This window comes from Acidobacteriota bacterium (genome assembly GCA_016716435.1).
In the GTDB taxonomy this organism is placed as follows: domain Bacteria; phylum Acidobacteriota; class Blastocatellia; order Pyrinomonadales; family Pyrinomonadaceae; genus OLB17.
The window spans coordinates 646,451-662,749 of sequence record JADJWI010000003.1 but is presented as its reverse complement, the minus strand read 5'-3'; the positions used below and the strand labels follow the sequence as shown (position 1 = coordinate 662,749).

15 protein-coding genes are annotated in these 16,299 nt (G+C 56.7%); 1 reads left to right on the top strand and 14 read right to left on the bottom strand.

The annotated features are described in order from the left end of the window. Window positions 1-11 precede the first annotated feature (11 nt). The 13 genes from IPM21_06450 to IPM21_06390 all read right to left on the bottom strand — a co-directional run bounded on the left by IPM21_06450 (window position 12) and on the right by IPM21_06390 (window position 11,870). Window positions 12-2,297, bottom strand: a complete 2,286-nt coding sequence (locus IPM21_06450; GenBank protein ID MBK9163548.1) for a family 20 glycosylhydrolase — start codon at window positions 2,295-2,297, stop codon at window positions 12-14. A gap of 196 nt (window positions 2,298-2,493) precedes the next feature. Next, entirely contained in the window at window positions 2,494-3,075 is a 582-nt protein-coding gene (locus tag IPM21_06445; protein MBK9163547.1) for a transposase, read from the bottom strand. A gap of 150 nt (window positions 3,076-3,225) precedes the next feature. Further along, a complete protein-coding gene (locus IPM21_06440) occupies window positions 3,226-4,251 on the bottom strand; it encodes an RluA family pseudouridine synthase (protein ID MBK9163546.1) in 1,026 nt (341 codons plus the stop codon). 83 nt (window positions 4,252-4,334) lie between these two features. Continuing rightward, window positions 4,335-5,177 (bottom strand): prolipoprotein diacylglyceryl transferase, encoded by an 843-nt coding sequence (lgt, locus tag IPM21_06435; protein MBK9163545.1) that lies wholly within the window; start codon window positions 5,175-5,177, stop codon window positions 4,335-4,337. Between the two features lie 5 nt (window positions 5,178-5,182). Next, window positions 5,183-5,539, bottom strand: coding sequence for a four helix bundle protein (locus IPM21_06430; GenBank protein MBK9163544.1), 357 nt, complete (start codon window positions 5,537-5,539; stop codon window positions 5,183-5,185). A gap of 137 nt (window positions 5,540-5,676) precedes the next feature. Next, window positions 5,677-6,114 (bottom strand): GNAT family N-acetyltransferase, encoded by a 438-nt coding sequence (locus tag IPM21_06425; protein MBK9163543.1) that lies wholly within the window; start codon window positions 6,112-6,114, stop codon window positions 5,677-5,679. Then, window positions 6,111-6,635, bottom strand: coding sequence for a signal peptidase II (lspA, locus tag IPM21_06420; GenBank protein ID MBK9163542.1), 525 nt, complete (start codon window positions 6,633-6,635; stop codon window positions 6,111-6,113). Before lspA ends, IPM21_06425 begins: the two co-directional genes overlap by 4 nt. Then, a complete protein-coding gene (locus tag IPM21_06415) occupies window positions 6,632-7,066 on the bottom strand; it encodes a nuclear transport factor 2 family protein (GenBank protein MBK9163541.1) in 435 nt (144 codons plus the stop codon). The genes lspA and IPM21_06415 overlap by 4 nt, the downstream gene beginning before the upstream one ends. A 77-nt stretch (window positions 7,067-7,143) precedes the next feature. Beyond that, window positions 7,144-7,569, bottom strand: coding sequence for a hypothetical protein (locus IPM21_06410; protein ID MBK9163540.1), 426 nt, complete (start codon window positions 7,567-7,569; stop codon window positions 7,144-7,146). A gap of 12 nt (window positions 7,570-7,581) precedes the next feature. Next, entirely contained in the window at window positions 7,582-10,473 is a 2,892-nt protein-coding gene (gene ileS / locus IPM21_06405; protein MBK9163539.1) for an isoleucine--tRNA ligase, read from the bottom strand. Between the two features lie 217 nt (window positions 10,474-10,690). Continuing rightward, window positions 10,691-11,059 (bottom strand): GNAT family N-acetyltransferase, encoded by a 369-nt coding sequence (locus tag IPM21_06400; GenBank protein MBK9163538.1) that lies wholly within the window; start codon window positions 11,057-11,059, stop codon window positions 10,691-10,693. Between the two features lie 112 nt (window positions 11,060-11,171). Further along, window positions 11,172-11,492 carry a DUF1778 domain-containing protein gene (locus IPM21_06395; GenBank protein MBK9163537.1) on the bottom strand — a complete coding sequence of 107 codons (321 nt, stop codon included), beginning with the start codon at window positions 11,490-11,492 and terminating at the stop codon, window positions 11,172-11,174. Window positions 11,493-11,558: 66 nt separating this feature from the next. Continuing rightward, window positions 11,559-11,870 (bottom strand): ATP-dependent Clp protease adaptor ClpS, encoded by a 312-nt coding sequence (locus IPM21_06390; protein ID MBK9163536.1) that lies wholly within the window; start codon window positions 11,868-11,870, stop codon window positions 11,559-11,561. Window positions 11,871-12,044: 174 nt separating this feature from the next. On the opposite strand from IPM21_06390, the gene IPM21_06385 reads away from it, so the two are divergent. Then, window positions 12,045-15,116, top strand: a complete 3,072-nt coding sequence (locus tag IPM21_06385; GenBank protein ID MBK9163535.1) for a sigma 54-interacting transcriptional regulator — start codon at window positions 12,045-12,047, stop codon at window positions 15,114-15,116. Here IPM21_06385 and IPM21_06380 read toward each other — a convergent pair. Beyond that, a complete protein-coding gene (locus IPM21_06380) occupies window positions 15,113-16,270 on the bottom strand; it encodes an aminotransferase class V-fold PLP-dependent enzyme (GenBank protein MBK9163534.1) in 1,158 nt (385 codons plus the stop codon). The two genes, IPM21_06385 and IPM21_06380, sit on opposite strands and share 4 nt — an antisense overlap. Window positions 16,271-16,299: the final 29 nt, after the last annotated feature.

Sequence of the window (16,299 nt, the reverse complement as noted above, 5' to 3'; positions counted from 1 at the left end):
TGGCTTCTTTCCTAATGCACGAACTCCCCGCCCCAGGCTTGTGTCAGGCCGCGGCCTTTTATGCCCCAGCGGAAGCGGAACGACGAATCGCCGCCGCGGTGGTTGTAGCGTATCGACATCTTATGCAGCCCGGCCTTGAGCGGAACGATCGCCGAGCGGATCTTGCGGTCGCGTGTTCCGGCATCGTCGATGATCTTGCCATCGCCGAGCACAACGGTCGCGTCCCATGTGGAATCGACCTGAAACTCATAAACGCCGTCCTCAGGCACGCGGAAATAGCCCTCATAGGTCAGAGTGAAGGGCTTCTTGAGGTCTGCACTCTGAGCGAACTGGTTTAGTGCGGTCGAACGCGTCTCGCCGCTTTGAGAGAAGCTCTTGAACTCAGGGTTTTCATTCGGCACCAGCAGGCTGTAGTTCAGTCCCGGCTTTGCCGCCGTGGTCACATCTGGCTCGCGCATCTTCCCGCGGACGATGGTCGCGGCATAGACGACACTCTTGCGGCCGGCGGCGTTGACGACGATGGTCCTCAGCGTTTTCACCTCGCCCTCGCCGAGCCGGACCTCGATCGGCCGCGAATAAACCGCCGAGCGTTCGTCGGGCGTCGTGCCGTCCGTGGTGTAATGCACTCGAGTTCCGGCCGCGGGCTGTAGCTCGATCGAAACACGCTCGCTTTCCGTAACGACATTCCGCAAGCCGCCGGGTTCCGGGATGCGGTAATTCACGCCTTGTTTATCAAGCCGCGGCAAGATCGCATTTAGCCGACGCTGAAAATCGGCGAAGTCGCGGTCCTCTTTTTTTGACCAAAGCACCTCGCTCAACGCGAGCATTCGCGGGAACGCCATGTATTCGACGTGCGACTCCGTTTTCATATACTCGGTCCAGATGTTCGCCTGTCCGCCGATTACGTATTTTGCCTCTTCCGAGGTGAGTTCAGGCGGCACCGGTTCGAAGCTGTAAACCTTTGAAAGCGGAACGTAGCTGCCGATGTTGAGCGGTTCGTATGCGGGGTCGCCCTGGCCGTAATCGAAATAAACGAAATCGGTCGGCGTCATTATCACATCGTGTTTCGACTTCGCCGCCTCGATGCCGCCGCGCATTCCGCGCCAGCTCATCACGGTCGCGTTCGGTGCCAGGCCGCCTTCGAGTATCTCGTCCCAGCCGATCATCTTCTTGCCGCGTTTGCTTAGGTGACGTTCGATGCGGCGGATGAAATAGCTCTGCACCTCGTTTTCGTCTTTCAGGTTTTCGCGTTTCTTGAGCTCCTGAACGAACGCCGACTCCTTCCAATGATCCTTCAGCACTTCGTCGCCGCCGATGTGGATGTAGGGCGAATCGGGGAACAGGGCGATGGTCTCGTCGAGCACGTCCTCGAGAAACTTGAACGTCTCTTCGGTCGGGCAAAAGACCTCCTTAAAAATGCCCCAGGTCGTCTGCACCTTGTATTCGTAATCGGTCTTGCAGCCAAACTGCGGATACGCCGCCAGCGCCGCCGAGGCATGGCCGGGGAGTTCGATCTCCGGGATGACGGTGATGTGCCGCTCCTTGGCGTAGGCGACCACCTCCCTGATCTGCTCCTGCGTGTAAAAGCCGCCGTGCGGTTTGCCGTCGCCGATGTAGGGCGAGAAGTTGCGGTCGACCATCGTCTCCGGCCGCCGCGAGCCAACCTCGGTCAGCCGCGGATATTTCTTGATCTCGATCCGCCAACCCTGATCCTCCGTCAAATGCCAGTGAAAATAATTGAACTTATACTGCGCCATCTGGTCGATGAACTTTTTAACAAACTCCACCGGCTGAAAATGCCGCGCAACATCAAGATGCATCCCGCGGTAGCGGAAGCGGGGCGCGTCGTATATTAATGCTGCCTGAATTTTTGCGCTGTTATCCGCTTCGGGAGATATAAGTTGGAGCAGTGTCTGCATTCCATAAAACTGGCCTTCAGGCCCCCCAAGCACTTTTATTGCTTTGGGTTCGATGTCCAAATGGTATTCGCCTTTTTCTCTGAGTGCTGCGTAACCCTGCCCGACAAGATCGAATAGAATAAAGTCCCGTTTCTGCCGTTTAGTTGTTATCCTAAGTTTGAATCCGTAACGACGAAAAATCTCATCACGAAGTACCTTGGCGTTCTGCTCAAACCTCGGCCGCGTAATAACGATCTTAGTCTGACGACTCAACACGAAAGTTCCATCTTTCTGCTCATAATCGGCAGGACGAGGAATGATACTGACCTCATCCGACTGAGCCATAGCAAACGGCACACATAACACCAGAAAACCAACAGCAACAAAGAAGCGTTTCATAATTTATTAATCACCTCACTGACTGGACCGCACGCGTCCCCGCGTGCAAAGGCCGTGATAACGGCCTAGTTCCCTCAACGCTGACGGGCGGTAGCGTCCTTTTGACGCTGGCAGGCGCAGACGCCTGCGGTCCAGTCGTGACATTGTTCCAATCACAACACTGATCTACTCAAAGCAACAGCCCAGCACTATCTGGTCAAAAACTACTCTTACGAAAATAGGCACTGCTGAATTTCCAGTCTTCGGGCCTTTGGCACAATCGAGCCTTGACCGGATTTTCTTCAATATAACGCACGGTCGCTTGAAAGTGGCGCCCGTCGCGGATGTAGCGGTCAAAGTATTCCTTGAACCAAAAGCTGCCTTTGCGTCCGAGCAGTTTGTTCGCTTCATGTGCCGTATATGACTTTATCGATTGCATTATATCCGAGAGCGAATTCCCTTCTAGCGTTTCGATCAAGATGTGGACATGATTCGGCATTATGACCCAGGCGATCAGCCGGTAGCGCTTTCCATCAAGGTTTAGGAGCGTATCTTGCACAAGGCCCGCGATCCGCGTATCCGCGAGCCACCGCTCGCCGTAGTTCTGGTCAAGATAGATCTCGATCCGCTTGCGAAAACCGGCGTCGGTCACCTCGCCTCTTTTGAGTTCTTCCCGCCAGCGGGCTAAAACCGCCTGCGGCATCGAACCCGCAAGCCGGAAGGTGATGAACTGTGTGCATGCGCCGGGGTCAATGTGCGGAATGTAGCCTCGGCTGTGCCAAACGCGTGGGTCGTACATAAAATCAAATCACCTCAACGACTGGACCGCACGCGTCCCCGCGTGCAAAGGCCGTGATAACGGCCTAGTTCCCTCAACGCTGACGGGCGGTAGCGTCCTTTTGACGCTGGCAGGCGCAGACGCCTGCGGTCCGGTCGTGACAATGCCCCGTCAAAGCGATTCTAGCAATTCTGCCAATTCCTGCGGGATCTCGCAATGAAATGACATCGGCTCGCCGGTCTTGGGGTGGGTGAATAAGAGGCGTTCGGCGTGAAGAAAAAAGCGGCCGGGGGTGCGGATGGCGTTCTTGATATCGACGTCGTTGACGGTGTTGTCGCGGCCCTCGTTGTAGGTGGGGTCGCCGACGACCGGGTGATTGATCGAGGCGAGATGAACGCGGATCTGGTGCGTGCGGCCGGTCTTGATCTCGACCTCAAGCAGCGTGAATTTCTCGAACCGCTGCCGCACTTTCCACATCGTCAGGGCGTTGCGGCCATTGGCGGCGACGGTCATTTTCGTGCGGTGCCATCGGTCGCGGGCCATCGGGCGGTCGATCGTGCCCATATTCTCACGCGGGCTGCCGTGGACGAGCGTGACGTATTGCTTGGCGACGAGGCGGTCACGGAATTGGTTGGAAAGAGCCTCATGCGTCTCTTCCTCTTTGGCGACGACGATCAGGCCGGAAGTGTCTTTATCGAGCCTGTGAACGATGCCGACCCTGTCATTCGTTGCCGAGGCCCGCACGTCATTAAGGGCGTCACTGCCGAGTAGCTCGATACGCCCTTGCTCACGCGCGGGCCTCTGCAAATTGAGGTGCCAGGCGATCGCATTTGCAAGCGTTCCGGTCGCATTGCCGGCTCCGGGGTGGACGACCATCCCGGCGGGCTTGTTGATGACGGCCAGATACTCGTCCTCAAAAACGATATCGAGCGGGATGTCCTCGGGCTCAAAAACGGCCGCCGGTGCTTCGACCAGATCGACATCTATCTCTTCGCCCTCGTGTAACTTATACGATGGCTTCACCGCTTTCCCATTGACCAGCACATCGCCGTCCGTGATCAACCGCTGTAGCCGCGCACGCGACCAGCCCTCGATCCGCGCCGCAAGATACGCATCGAGCCGAACGCCGGCGGCGTCCGCACCCGGCGAGAACACGAGGGAATTGTCCTCCTTATTTTCTATCTCAGTTTGGGTCATCGGGGAGTTCTTGTTTCTAAACAATTGACAATGCGGCGCCCGGAATTGGGAATTGTAAATTGTGTCATTGGAAATTGGTACGGCTACAGATCCGTTTCCGGACGCTGCCGGTAGCGGACGGCGAAGAATGCGATCGACGCCGCGGCGACGACGAGGCTGACGATCTGCGAGGTTGAAAGGCCGGTCATCGCCGTCAGGCCAAAGAGTTCGCCTCGCGGGTCGTCGCGGATGAATTCGATAAGGAAACGGAAGATCGAATAAATGATGCCGTAGGCGATGAGCACCTGGCCGTCAAATTTCTTGTTGCGGTGCAGCCAAACGAGAAAGCCGAAGACTGCCAGCATTGTAAAGCTCTCAATGAGCTGCGTCGGATGCAGGTGGACGTTGTCGGCGATCGGGACGCCGGTGTATTCGTGGCCCTTGTCGCTAAAATGCACGCCCCACCAATTCGTCGTCGGCTTGCCCCAGCAGCAACCGGCGGCAAAGCAGCCCTGCCGGCCGAACGCCTGGCCGAGAGCGAGTCCCGCCGCAAGAGCATCCGCGACCTTCCAGAACGGCAGCTTGTAAAAGCGAATGAGGAATACAACCGTCAAAAATCCGCCGATCAACCCGCCATAATAAACTCCGCCGGAACGCAAGAAATCGAGCGTGAAAAGCTGTACGTTGTCCTCGACAAAAAAGAGCAAGATCTTAGAACCAAGCAATCCGCCGACCAGCGTCCAGAGGCCGAGATCGTATATGCGTTCGCGCGGCAATCCATCGCGGGCCGCCAGCCGCGAAGCCGCAAAGAGCGCGATCAACATACCCGCCGCCAGCCAAATGCCGTAGCTGGTTACCGGAAAATCGCCGATTCTGAAAAGCTCAGGATACATGTGGAGTTTGAAGCCGGTAGCTAGAAGCAAGTAGCCAGAAGCATCGGACAACACAATTCTTAGATATCGGCTTTGATCGCTCGCATATAGCTTCCAAGCATTCTCCCAATTTCGTCGATCAATGTTCTCAAAACAAAAGTGTCACAGTAACCGAGATCGTTTGCAAGAATAAGATAGTATCGGCATTCTTCCAACGAACCTTGAGACATACTGTAAAAGCGCAGCTTATCCGGCTTTGTCGCCTTACCGAAGCCCTCAGCAAAATTTGCGGGTATTGATACCGCCGCTCTTCTTGACTGCGATGTCAATCCATATATCTCGTGCTTGGGAAAACTTTCGGTCTGTCGATAGACCTCCAAAACGAAAGCGTGCGACTTTTTCCAGATTTCGACGTCTTCAAAACTCCGTGAACGCATAAAACGATTCTAGTTCTTAGACCTCAAGCTTCTTGCTTCTTGCTTCTTGCTTCTTGCTTCTTGCTTCTTGCTTCTTGCTTCTTGCTTCTTGCTTCTTGCTTCTTGCTTCTTGCTTCTTGATTCTCGCTTCTCGCTTCTCAAAGCACATATCTCATAACGATCTCACCATGCTCGATCTCGCCGGTGCGTGCGAAGCCGATGCTTTGGTAAAGGCCTTCGGCGGCCGCGTTATCAAGAACAAGGCTCAAAAAAATCTCACTGCATTCCGGCATTGCCCGAAGCTCTTCGATAAGCGCGAGCACCGCGGCTCGGCCGTAGCCTTTGCCCTGATGGGCGGCGTCGACCATCAGCCGTACGATCCAGTATTTGCCGGTCTCGGGGTCGCGGCCGTAGAGCGTAAAACCCACAAGCCCGTCGTCTGCATAAATCGCCCGGGGTTCGAGGTACGGCGAGACCTTTGACTCGGCGATCGAGAAGACGTTTGTCGCAACAAACGTATTCTGGCCCGGCCCGACATCAAGCCCGATGACCGGCCTGAAATTCTCCTCATTTATCGGCCTGAGTTCGATCTTCATTTTGCTGTCGCGTTCTCCGTCGGCGGCTCAGCCTTCTCCTTCTTCGACCAAACCATATCTAGGATCAACAATCCGGCGCCGATGACGATCGCCATGTCGGCGACGTTGAAGGTCGGGTAGTGCCATGAGCCGAATTGTACATCGATGAAATCGACAACGAACCCGAGCCGCACACGGTCGGTAACGTTGCCGATTATCCCGGCAAGTAGAAGAGCAAGCGCGCCGAGGACGCGGTCATCCGAACGCGGCGTTCGCCAAAAGTAAAAGAGCACCAGAACGCCGGCAACGATCGCTACGGCCGAGAGCCCCCAACGTCCGGGATCGCCGTAATCGTCAAACATCGAAAACGCCACACCCGTGTTCTGGGCATAGGCGAAATTGAGAAACCCCGGAATGACCGAGATGTCGTCCCCAAACCGAAGACGGCTGACCGCCCAGGCCTTCGTGGTTTGATCGACCAGAAAAACCCCGCCGGTTATGACGAGGTAAGCGAGTTTCCACAAAAAGTCTGTTTTGTTCACTTTGTGTTCTTCGGCTCGGCGTAAAAGACCTTGCTAACGATCTTCCATTCGCCATCGATCTTGAGCAGCGACATAAAATCGACGAACCTGACGTTCGGGTAGTCGAGTATAATCTTTGCCGTCGCCGCCGTCCCGGCTATCTCAATTCCTTCGATGCTCCGACGCCTGTCCTTTTCATCAGCTGCCGGCTTGCCCGATGCTCCGGCAATATATTCTGCAAATGTGCGTGACGTGAACTTGCCGTCGCGCATCCAGACCATGCTTCCTTCCGTATGGAATGCCTTGCGGAAGTACTCGCCCTGGCCGGTCTCGTGTCCTTTGATGTAGTTCATCAGCGGGACGCGCACCGCATCTTTTTCATCCGATTGAGCGGCCGCGGCCGTAGCGAAAATTGCGAGAACGAAAAATGTGGCCGAAATAGCGTGTTTCATTGCTGAACTCCTTACAGTTTTTAGATTAGTGGACGTTCAGAACTACGAGCCGGCCGCACTCGCGGTTTCATTTTCGTTCATTCCGTGTATGGAAACACGGCCTTTGGTGCCCGGTATCGCCGCCACCAGTCGGCATAGCAAACGTCGGTGCAGCCGATGGCGTTGGTCGTCACCCGCCAGCGCGTGCCCGTCTTTCGCACGAGCGCAAAAAAGTTATTTTCAAAGAAATCGGCTTCCTCGGCCCAAGCCGTTCCTCTCAGGTCCGGCTGCCCGCCATCGGGCGTCTGCAGAGTGCCGCTGACAAATGCCCAGTTCTGATACACGCGAAATTCGTCGGTCACGAAAACGATCTTCTGCTTCATATCGCGCTCGACCGGGACGCGAATGGCATCGAGTATCGCCTTGCGTTCAGCAGAACCGCGTTCGGGCGTCCGGACGCTCTGCGCCGCGGCCGCAACCGCAAGCAGCATCAGCACGGAAAATGTTGCTACGAATCTTTTCATATTGATCTTCCTCTAAGCGGCCGCTGCCTTTTCAATCTCGCGAAGAGCTTCAATGCACCGCTCGCAGACGGTCGGATAGCTTTCAAATTCACCGACGCGGGATGAATAGTTCCAGCATCGCTCGCATTTCTCGCCGTGTGCTTTTTCGATCTTGACGGCAAACGGCTCGCCCTCGTGCACCTCGACCTGTGAAACGATAAATATATACCGAAGCTCGGTGAAATGCTCCATCAAAAACATCGTCGTCGGCTTATCGGTCGTCAGGATGACCTTTGCCTCGAGCGATGAACCGATCACCTTTTCGCCCCTCGCCGTTTCGAGCGATCTCAAAACCTCGTCGCGGATGGCGAAGATGCGTTCCCACTGCGAGAGCAATTCCGCTTCCGCCGCTTCGTCAAGACGCGTTGCGACCGGGAATTCGGCCATATGTACTGAAGCCTCGCGAGTCCCCGGCAAGTTTTCCCATGCCTCGTCGCTTGTAAATGCGAGCAGCGGCGCCATCAGCCGGCAGAGCGAATCGGCGATGCGATAAAGCGCCGTCTGTGCCGAGCGTCGTTCTATCGAACGCGGGGCGAAGATGTAAAGCCGGTCCTTGATGATGTCAAAGTAACGGGCCGAGAGCGTGACGGTGCAGAAATTGTAAAGCGCTCCGTAGGCCGCCTGAAAGTCGTAGTCCTCAAACCCCTTCTGCACCTTTGCCGAAACTACCTCAAGGCTTGCAAGTGCCCATTGGTCGATCGCTAGCATCTCCGATTCCGCGACCGAATCCGCCGCCGGGTCAAAGCCATCAAGATTACCGAGCGCGTAGCGGAGCGTGTTCCGCATCTTGCGATAGGCATCGACGACCCGCGAGAGGATCTCGTCCGAGCATCGGACGTCCTCGGTGTAGTCAACCGCAGCAGCCCAAAGCCGCAAGATCTCCGCCCCCGACTTATCAATTATCTCCTGCGGAGCCGTCACGTTGCCGACCGATTTCGATTGCTTTTTGCCCTCACCATCGACGACCCAGCCGTGGGTTATCACCTGCCGATACGGCGCCGTGCCGTGTGCCGCGATGCCGCAGCTCATCGACGAATTGAACCAGCCGCGGTATTGATCGCCACCCTCGAGATAAACATCCGCCGGAAAGCGGAGCGTCTCGCCGCGAGTCTCAAGCACTGCGACGCACGACGAGCCCGAGTCGAACCAGACGTCGAGAATGTCAGTCTCTTTGCGGAACTCTGTGCCGCCGCATTTCGTGCAAGCAAAGCCCTCGGGCAGGAGTTCGCTCTCCGTCCGTGCGTACCAGGCGTCGGCGGTTTCCTTGGCAAAGATGTCCGCGACGTGATCAACGACACTCGGGTCGGCGACCGTTTCTTCGCAGCCGCTGCAGTAAAAAACGGGGATCGGAACGCCCCACGAACGCTGCCGCGAGACGCACCAATCAGGCCGGCCCTTGAACATATTCGCCATCCGGCCTTCGCCCCACGCTGGATGCCATTTCACTTTCTCGATCTCGGCAAGTGCCTGCTGTCTCAGAGGCTTCGTGCCCGAGCTCCCTTCCTGGATAGGAGCGGCGACCTCGTCCATCGAGATGAACCATTGCGGAGTCGCCCGAAAGATGACCGGATTCTTGCATCGCCAGCAGTGAGGATAGCGGTGCTGATACTTCTCCGAATGGAGGAGCATTCCGCTTTCATCTAGAAACTCGACGATCTTCGGGTTCGCGTCAAAGATCTTCATCCCGCCGAAGTGCTCGACCTCGGCGATAAACCGCCCGGCCGCATCCACCGGATTGTAGATCTCAAGCCCATATGCCTTGCCGATGTGAAAGTCGTCCGCTCCGTGGCCCGGTGCCGTGTGCACGAGTCCGGTGCCGGATTTGGCCGAACCCTTGATTTCAAATCGGACGTCCAGCTCAGTCTCGGCATCGGCCTCGCCGAGCGTTACGTGCTCGCCGTTCATTACCAGCGAGGTGCGGTTGAGCCATGCATGTTTTGCCTCAAGCCGGTCGAGCTTTGAGCCCTTAAAGCGGGCGAGTTCCGCCGAGTTCGTAAAGCTGCACGTCTCCGCCAGCGAACCCTTCAGCTCTGAAGCGACGATATAGACCTCGTCACCGACCTCGACCGCGGAGTAATCAAATTCAGGATGGACCGCGATACCGAGATTTGCCGGCAGCGTCCAGGGCGTGGTCGTCCAGATGACGAAGAACACCTTCTTCCCCGCAAGGGCGGGATCGATCGAGGCCGGATCGGACCTAAGCGAAAACTTCACATAGACCGAAGGCGACGTGTGCTCTTTGTATTCGACCTCGGCCTCGGCAAGCGCCGTCTGGTCGTGAATGCACCAATATACGGGCCGCAGGCCCTTATAAACATAACCGCGTTCGAGAAACCGCCCGAAAAGCCGTGCGGTCGCCGATTCATACTCGGCGGACATCGTCAGATATGGGTTCTCCCATTCGCCGAGGATCCCTAGCCGCTGAAAGTCGCGGGTCTGGTTGTTCATCGCCGTCGAGGCGTGCTCGCGGCAGATACGCCGAAAGGTCGAAACGGGAATGTCGGCCTTGTTCTTACCCTTTTCGGCGAGCTTTCGCTCTACGTGCGTTTCGATCGGCAGCCCGTGGCAGTCGTAGCCCGGAACATACGGCGCATCAAAGCCCATCATCGAACGGCTCTTGACGACGAAGTCCTTGAGTATCTTGTTGAGCGCCGTGCCGATGTGGATATCAGCGTTCGCATAGGGCGGGCCGTCGTGGAGAATGAACTTCTCCCGGCCGCGTCGCGTCTCGGCGATGCGTTCGTAAAGCCCGGCCTCTTTCCACTTCTTGAGCCGGGCGGGTTCGCTCTGCCCAAGATTCGCCTTCTGCCCAAAATTCGTCTTCGGCAGATTTACTGTTTTCTTTAGTTCTAAGCTTTCGGTCATTGTAAAAAATCAAAAAGCCCCAAGCCGTTAAGTTAGCTTGGGACCCTATCAAGGCAAAATTTCGCCACCGCTCAACTCCGGGTTGAACTTAAGTCCCTAATCTCGTGCATATAATGGGCGATGGCCTCCGCATAACAACGCTTAGATTAGCATACAAATCGCGTGAATTTCTAGGAAGGAAACAGCAGGTTTTCGAGGTCTTCTCGTCTTCAATCTCCTAAAAATATTCCTGCCGAATCGTCTCAATGCGTTTCACCATTCTCATTGACCCCGCGAGCCTCATAAATCCGTGGCTCTCATACCACGACGCCAGTCGCTCCGTTCTCGCGTCCAATATCATCGCACGAACACCCACCTTGGCGGCAATGTCGCACACACGCGATTGAGCATCGGTCAACATGCGTTCGCCGTAACCCATTCCCTGATATTCCGAATCAATTCCGAGTTGACCAAGCAGTATGACAGGGATGCCTCGTTTGATCTTTGGCCTGTCGTTCGGGATCTGTTCCTGCGGAATCTGAGTTATCGCGAGTGTGTGATAGCCAATTATCCCCGTAGGATCGTGTGCGGTATTAGTGAGAACCATAGTTCGACTGAGATCAAGTTCCTGATCCTGCAAGGCTTTTTGCCGAAGGAACTGATCGACCGTCTCATCCGAACAGCTGAACGCTTTACGATTGTGAATTCGCGTTAACGGTTCAATCCGCAAATTCATAGACAACGCCTTTCCTCTCTCCACTTTTATACTTCTTTGCAGCTTCAAGTGCCTTTTTCGTTGGGGCAGGAGGGTCGCCAGCCAAAATGTCCAGAAAGGCGCGACGCTCGTTTTCCGAAAGGATCATGGATTCATGAGCCTCCAGCACCTCTTTCGCACGCTCATCTAGTGTCGAAACAGCGAACTCTGTAAGGTCTTGACCCAGAACATTCGCGGCCCGTCTTATTCGAGCCTTGAGGTCGGACGCCAACCGAACATTAAGCCGGCTCTCGCGCGTATTCTTCTTTGCTGTTGTCAAAGCCATATGTGTCAACCCGGTGTGGCAAGTTGCCACACCGATACTCTCACATCAGGAATTCATTTTCAATTCTTATTCTTCTTCGATGGTTACGAGCAGCGGGTATTCGCGGGATTTGGCGAGGTTCATCGCCTTTTGCTGCTTCATGTAGGCGACCTCGTAGGGGAAGACGCCAGCGACGCCGATACCGTTGTAATGGACGCTGAGCATTATCTCCAGTGCCTCGGGCCGCGTTTTCTTAAAAACGTGCTCAAGCACAAAAACGACGAACTCCATCGTCGTAAAATCATCGTTGTGAAGGATGACCTTAAAGAGCTTAGGCTTCTCGAGCTTCGAACGCCGCTCGGTCAGCACATCGCCGTCATGTTCCGGAAATTCTGCCATTTTGCCGCCGCCTTGCATTGAAAGCGGAAAAATAATTATAGACACCGCGGCTAATTTCTGCTAACTTTCGAATGCGCTGTTTACTTAGTATTCAATTTTTGCATTTTAGGGCGATCGGCCCGCTGAAAAAGCGGCCTCATTCCGGCCTTGCCCGGAACCGAAACCGCCAATCAAATGAAACGCACTCCGCTCATCAAACGCGGTCCGCGAGCCGCGGCTCCGGGCATCGCGAAAGACCGCCGAGACGTGCCCACGCGCGAGGCTCTCGATGCGCTCTTCTCCTCGATCGGGCAAAAGCTCCGCGAAGGGCTTTCGAGCGAGGCCGAGCGCATCGTCGTTGACGCGATCGCCGCCTTTGGCCACACGGACGACGACCTCGCGAGCCTGAAACGGCTCCACTCCTTTACGCTCGAGACCGTTGGTCGCTATAAGGAATCGCTCGAGGCGATCCGCCCTTATGAGGACCGCGAAAACCTCGACCGCCTGAGCCAGGAGATCCGCATCCGGGTGATGACGCAGCTCGCCATCGCCTACAACAACCTCGGCGACCACCCGAAGGCGGTTACGCTCCTCAAGGAAACGCTAGAAACGGCAACGTCCGCCGAGCTTCCGCAGCTTAATGGGCAGATCCACATCGGGCTCGCCCGCGTTTACCGCAAGCTAAATGAATCGAGCATCTGCCGCGACCACGCAAACGCCGCCCTTGAGCCGCTCCGTGCGGTGGGCGATTGGCTCGGGCTGGCCGAGGCCTATCGCGAGATAGCGATCAGCTACCATCAGGAAGGTAACAGCGAAGAGGCGCTTCAGTATTTCGATCTCGGCATTAAGATCATCGGCGACCGCTCGGCCCCGTTCATGCTCGGCAAGCTTTATACCGATATGTCGGGCGCGTATTGGTTCCTTCGCCGGCCGCAGGATGGAATCGAGTGCCTTGAGAAATCGATCACCTTTTTTGACCAGACCGAGCATGTTCTTAACTCCGTTATCGCCTACAACAATCTCGGCATTCACCTGATGCACGTCGGCGAATGGCATCGTGCCGAAGAGCGGATAAAGCGAGCGCTTGATCTTGCGATCGAATCGAACCATGCCCACATCGCCGGCATTCTCGACAGCCTCGGCGAGATGAAGATCCTCCGCGGCGACCTGAATGAGGCACGAAGCCTACTGACCCAGGCCGTCGCTGCCGCCCGCGAACACAAGCGCGAATGGTATGAGGCACAAGCTCTCCGCAATCTTTCGCGTTGCCTGCTTGCCGAGGGTGAATATGAAAAAGCTGCCGCGACCGCCCGCGAGACCATCGAGCTTAGCGGCCGCATCGGCGACAAGCACTACGCAAAGATGGCCGGCCTCGTGCTCGCCGAGGCACTGCTCCGGCTTGATCGAACGGCCGAATTTGAGAATGCCATCGCGATGGTCGAGGCAAGCGATCCGGAGTCGGACTTTTTCGTCTTCGGGAATGTGCAGCGGATCCGCGGGCTCGAATCGGCAAAAGCCGGCGACCCTGAAATGGCCGTTCATCATTTCAACCGGTCGCTCACGATCTTTGAGACCGCTGAAGATATTTACCACATCGGCGATGCCCATCTTCTGCTTGCCGAGCATCTACCGAAAGACCGCAGCGAGCAGGCGATGCGTCACCTTGAGGCGGCGAAGGATATATTCAAAAAGCTCGGCATTGACGAACGCTTGAAGCATGCCGAATCGATCGCGGCGGCGAGGAAAGCCTTGCCCGCCCGCAGCGAACCGGCGCGATCGAATTCGGTCGTTTCGCAGCTTCTGATGGTCCGGCTTGCCGAGGCAACCGCCTCGCGTGAGCTGCTCTTCCGCGAGCTGATGGCCGTAATGCAGCAGGAGACGACGGCCAAAAAGATCATCATCGCCGAGATGAATGAGAAGAAGCAGCTTCGGCCATTCATCACGCACGGCATCGCGCCCTCGGACAGCGCCGAACTCGTCTCACAATACGCAAAGGCCGAGGTCGAGGGCAAAGCAAAGGCCTTCGAGCGTTCGAAGAACTTCGCCGTTCTTGACCTAAAGCCTGCCGGAGCTCCGGCCGCCGCGGTGCTGATCAGTCCAACGTCATCGGCAAAGCTCTCTGACGGTAGCCCGCTCCAGCCGCTGATCAAGGTCGTCGAGCTCGGGCTTGACGTAATTGACCTTCGTTCCCGCGAGCGTTCGCGGCCGGCCGAGCAGGAAACGGGCTCGCACGCCTCGACCAGCGTCATGCCCGGCTTTATCCATTCCTCGCCGGCGATGACGACTCTTGTTGAGGAGATCTACAAGATCCGCTCGTCAGATGTTACGGTCCTCGTCACCGGCGAATCGGGCACAGGTAAGGAGCTCGTTTCGCGGGCGATCCATTCGCTTTCAAGCCGCAAGGACAAGGTCTTTATCCCGTTCAATTGCACGGCCGTCCCGAAAGAGCTCGCCGAAGGGCATCTCTTCGGTTATAAACGCGGGGCGTTTACCGGTGCGGTCACAGATTCGCCCGGCATGATCCGCTCGGCCGATGGCGGAACGCTTTTTCTTGATGAGGTCGGCGACCTGCCAATAGACGTTCAGCCAAAGCTGCTGCGATTTTTGCAAGAAGGCGAGGTGCAGCCGATCGGCGAGAAAAAGCCGATCAAGGTCGATGTCCGCGTCATCGCGGCGACCAATATGCCGCTTGAGGAAAAGGTCGCCGAGGGCAGCTTCCGTGAAGATCTTTTCTATCGGCTAAACGTCATCCGGCTGCGGGTGCCGCCGCTCCGCGAGCGCCGCTCGGAGATACCGCCGATCATCAACTACTACGTCAACCACTACTCTGAGAAATTCCACAAACGCGATGTCACCTTCACGCCGCAGACCGTTGACCTGCTAATGGTCTGCAATTGGGAGGGAAACGTCCGCCAACTTTGCAATGAGATCCAGCGGGTCGTGGCCCGTGCCGAGGATGGCGACGTGATAACGCCCGAACACCTCTCGCCCGAGTTGCGGCGTTCGGCAAAGCCGATAACGACCTTTGGAGAATCGGCAAACGACTCAAAGCCGATCACGTCATTTTCGAGCCCGATAATGCCGTTCGCCAATCTCTCGACCGGCACAACGCTTGAGGAAGCTGTCGGCGAGCTTGAAATGCAGATGATAAAGGCCGCGCTTTCACGCCACAATTGGAACATCTCGCGGGTCGCAAATGAGCTTGGCCTGACCCGTCGCGGGCTCTATCTAAAACTCACGCGCTACGGCATCGAAAAAGCAGTCTAAGCGGCCACATCGGCGAGCTTTCTCAGCCGTTCGACCGCGTCGATGGTCGCGGCGATCACCTTTTCCACTTCATCCTCCGTATTGAATCTGCCAAGCGAAAAGCGAATCGAGCCCATCGCCCGCGAGTAAGGGATATCCATCGCCTTGAGCACTGCGGAGGCTTCCCGCGTTTCCACGTTGCAGGCCGAACCGGTCGAAACGCAGATACCCGCTTCATCGAGCAAGGCGAGGATCGCTTCGCCATTCGTTTCGGCAAACGAAATGTTGGCGGTGTTCGGAAGCCTTTCGCCCGCCGCACCGTTGCGAAAAGCGCTCGCGACGCGCCCGAGCAATTCGCCTTCAAGCCGGTCGCGAAGTTCGGCGACCTTTTGCATCGGGGCGAGATTAGCCGCGAGCCGTGCCGCCGTTCCCATCCCGACGATCTGATGCACGGCTTCCGTTCCCGCACGCCGGCCGCGTTCCTGTCCGCCGCCGATGGCGATGCCCGGAAGCTCGATGCGGCTGCGAACATAAAGCGCACCAACGCCCTTCGGCCCGTGAAATTTATGGGCTGAGAGCGATAACAGATCGACCGCTGTTTCCTTGATATCGATCGCGATCTTCCCCGCGGCGTTGACGCCATCCGAATGTATCAGCGCGTCCGAACGCTCGCGAACGGCAGCCGCGATCTCCGCGATCGGAAAAATGACGCCCGTCTCGTTGTTTGCCGACATCACCGAAACGACCGCCGTATCCGGCCGCAAGCTTCGCTTCAGCTCTTCGATATCAAGCCGTCCGTCACCGTCCACCACGACCCGCGTCACTTCGTACCCGTCAATTTCAAGCCGGTCGCAGAGCTTTCTAACGGCTTCGTGCTCGACCGCCGTCGTGACGATATGCCTCCGCTCAGGCATCGTCATCAGTGCTCCGAGGATCGCCCAGTTGTCGCTTTCCGTTCCGCCCGACGTGAAAAAGATCTCATCGCCCGAGGCGGCTCCGATCAGCTCCGCAACGCCTTCGCGGGCATCGCCGATCGCCTCGCGAACCGCCCGGCCAATGTGGTGCGAGGACGACGGATTGCCGTAGTTTCCGCCGATAAAGGGAAGCATCGCCTCTGCGACCTCGGGAAAGGGCTGCGTCGTCGCGTTGTTGTCAAAATAGATGGTTTCCTGCATCGATTTTCGGGGGTTGGCAACATCGCGGC

What these genes read in the sequence shown, in the direction of transcription:
- IPM21_06415 (MBK9163541.1), bottom strand. Translation starts at nt 7,066, where the DNA reads ATGAAACACGCTATTTCGGCCACATTTTTCGTTCTCGCAATTTTCGCT.
- IPM21_06390 (MBK9163536.1), bottom strand. Translation starts at nt 11,870, where the DNA reads ATGGCAGAATTTCCGGAACATGACGGCGATGTGCTGACCGAGCGGCGT.
- IPM21_06395 (MBK9163537.1), bottom strand. Translation starts at nt 11,492, where the DNA reads ATGGCTTTGACAACAGCAAAGAAGAATACGCGCGAGAGCCGGCTTAAT.
- IPM21_06445 (MBK9163547.1), bottom strand. Translation starts at nt 3,075, where the DNA reads ATGTACGACCCACGCGTTTGGCACAGCCGAGGCTACATTCCGCACATT.
- IPM21_06380 (MBK9163534.1), bottom strand. Translation starts at nt 16,270, where the DNA reads ATGCAGGAAACCATCTATTTTGACAACAACGCGACGACGCAGCCCTTT.
- IPM21_06410 (MBK9163540.1), bottom strand. Translation starts at nt 7,569, where the DNA reads ATGAAAAGATTCGTAGCAACATTTTCCGTGCTGATGCTGCTTGCGGTT.
- IPM21_06450 (MBK9163548.1), bottom strand. Translation starts at nt 2,297, where the DNA reads ATGAAACGCTTCTTTGTTGCTGTTGGTTTTCTGGTGTTATGTGTGCCG.
- ileS (MBK9163539.1), bottom strand. Translation starts at nt 10,473, where the DNA reads ATGACCGAAAGCTTAGAACTAAAGAAAACAGTAAATCTGCCGAAGACG.
- IPM21_06385 (MBK9163535.1), top strand. Translation starts at nt 12,045, where the DNA reads ATGAAACGCACTCCGCTCATCAAACGCGGTCCGCGAGCCGCGGCTCCG.
- IPM21_06400 (MBK9163538.1), bottom strand. Translation starts at nt 11,059, where the DNA reads ATGGTTCTCACTAATACCGCACACGATCCTACGGGGATAATTGGCTAT.
- IPM21_06440 (MBK9163546.1), bottom strand. Translation starts at nt 4,251, where the DNA reads ATGACCCAAACTGAGATAGAAAATAAGGAGGACAATTCCCTCGTGTTC.
- IPM21_06425 (MBK9163543.1), bottom strand. Translation starts at nt 6,114, where the DNA reads ATGAAGATCGAACTCAGGCCGATAAATGAGGAGAATTTCAGGCCGGTC.
- IPM21_06430 (MBK9163544.1), bottom strand. Translation starts at nt 5,539, where the DNA reads ATGCGTTCACGGAGTTTTGAAGACGTCGAAATCTGGAAAAAGTCGCAC.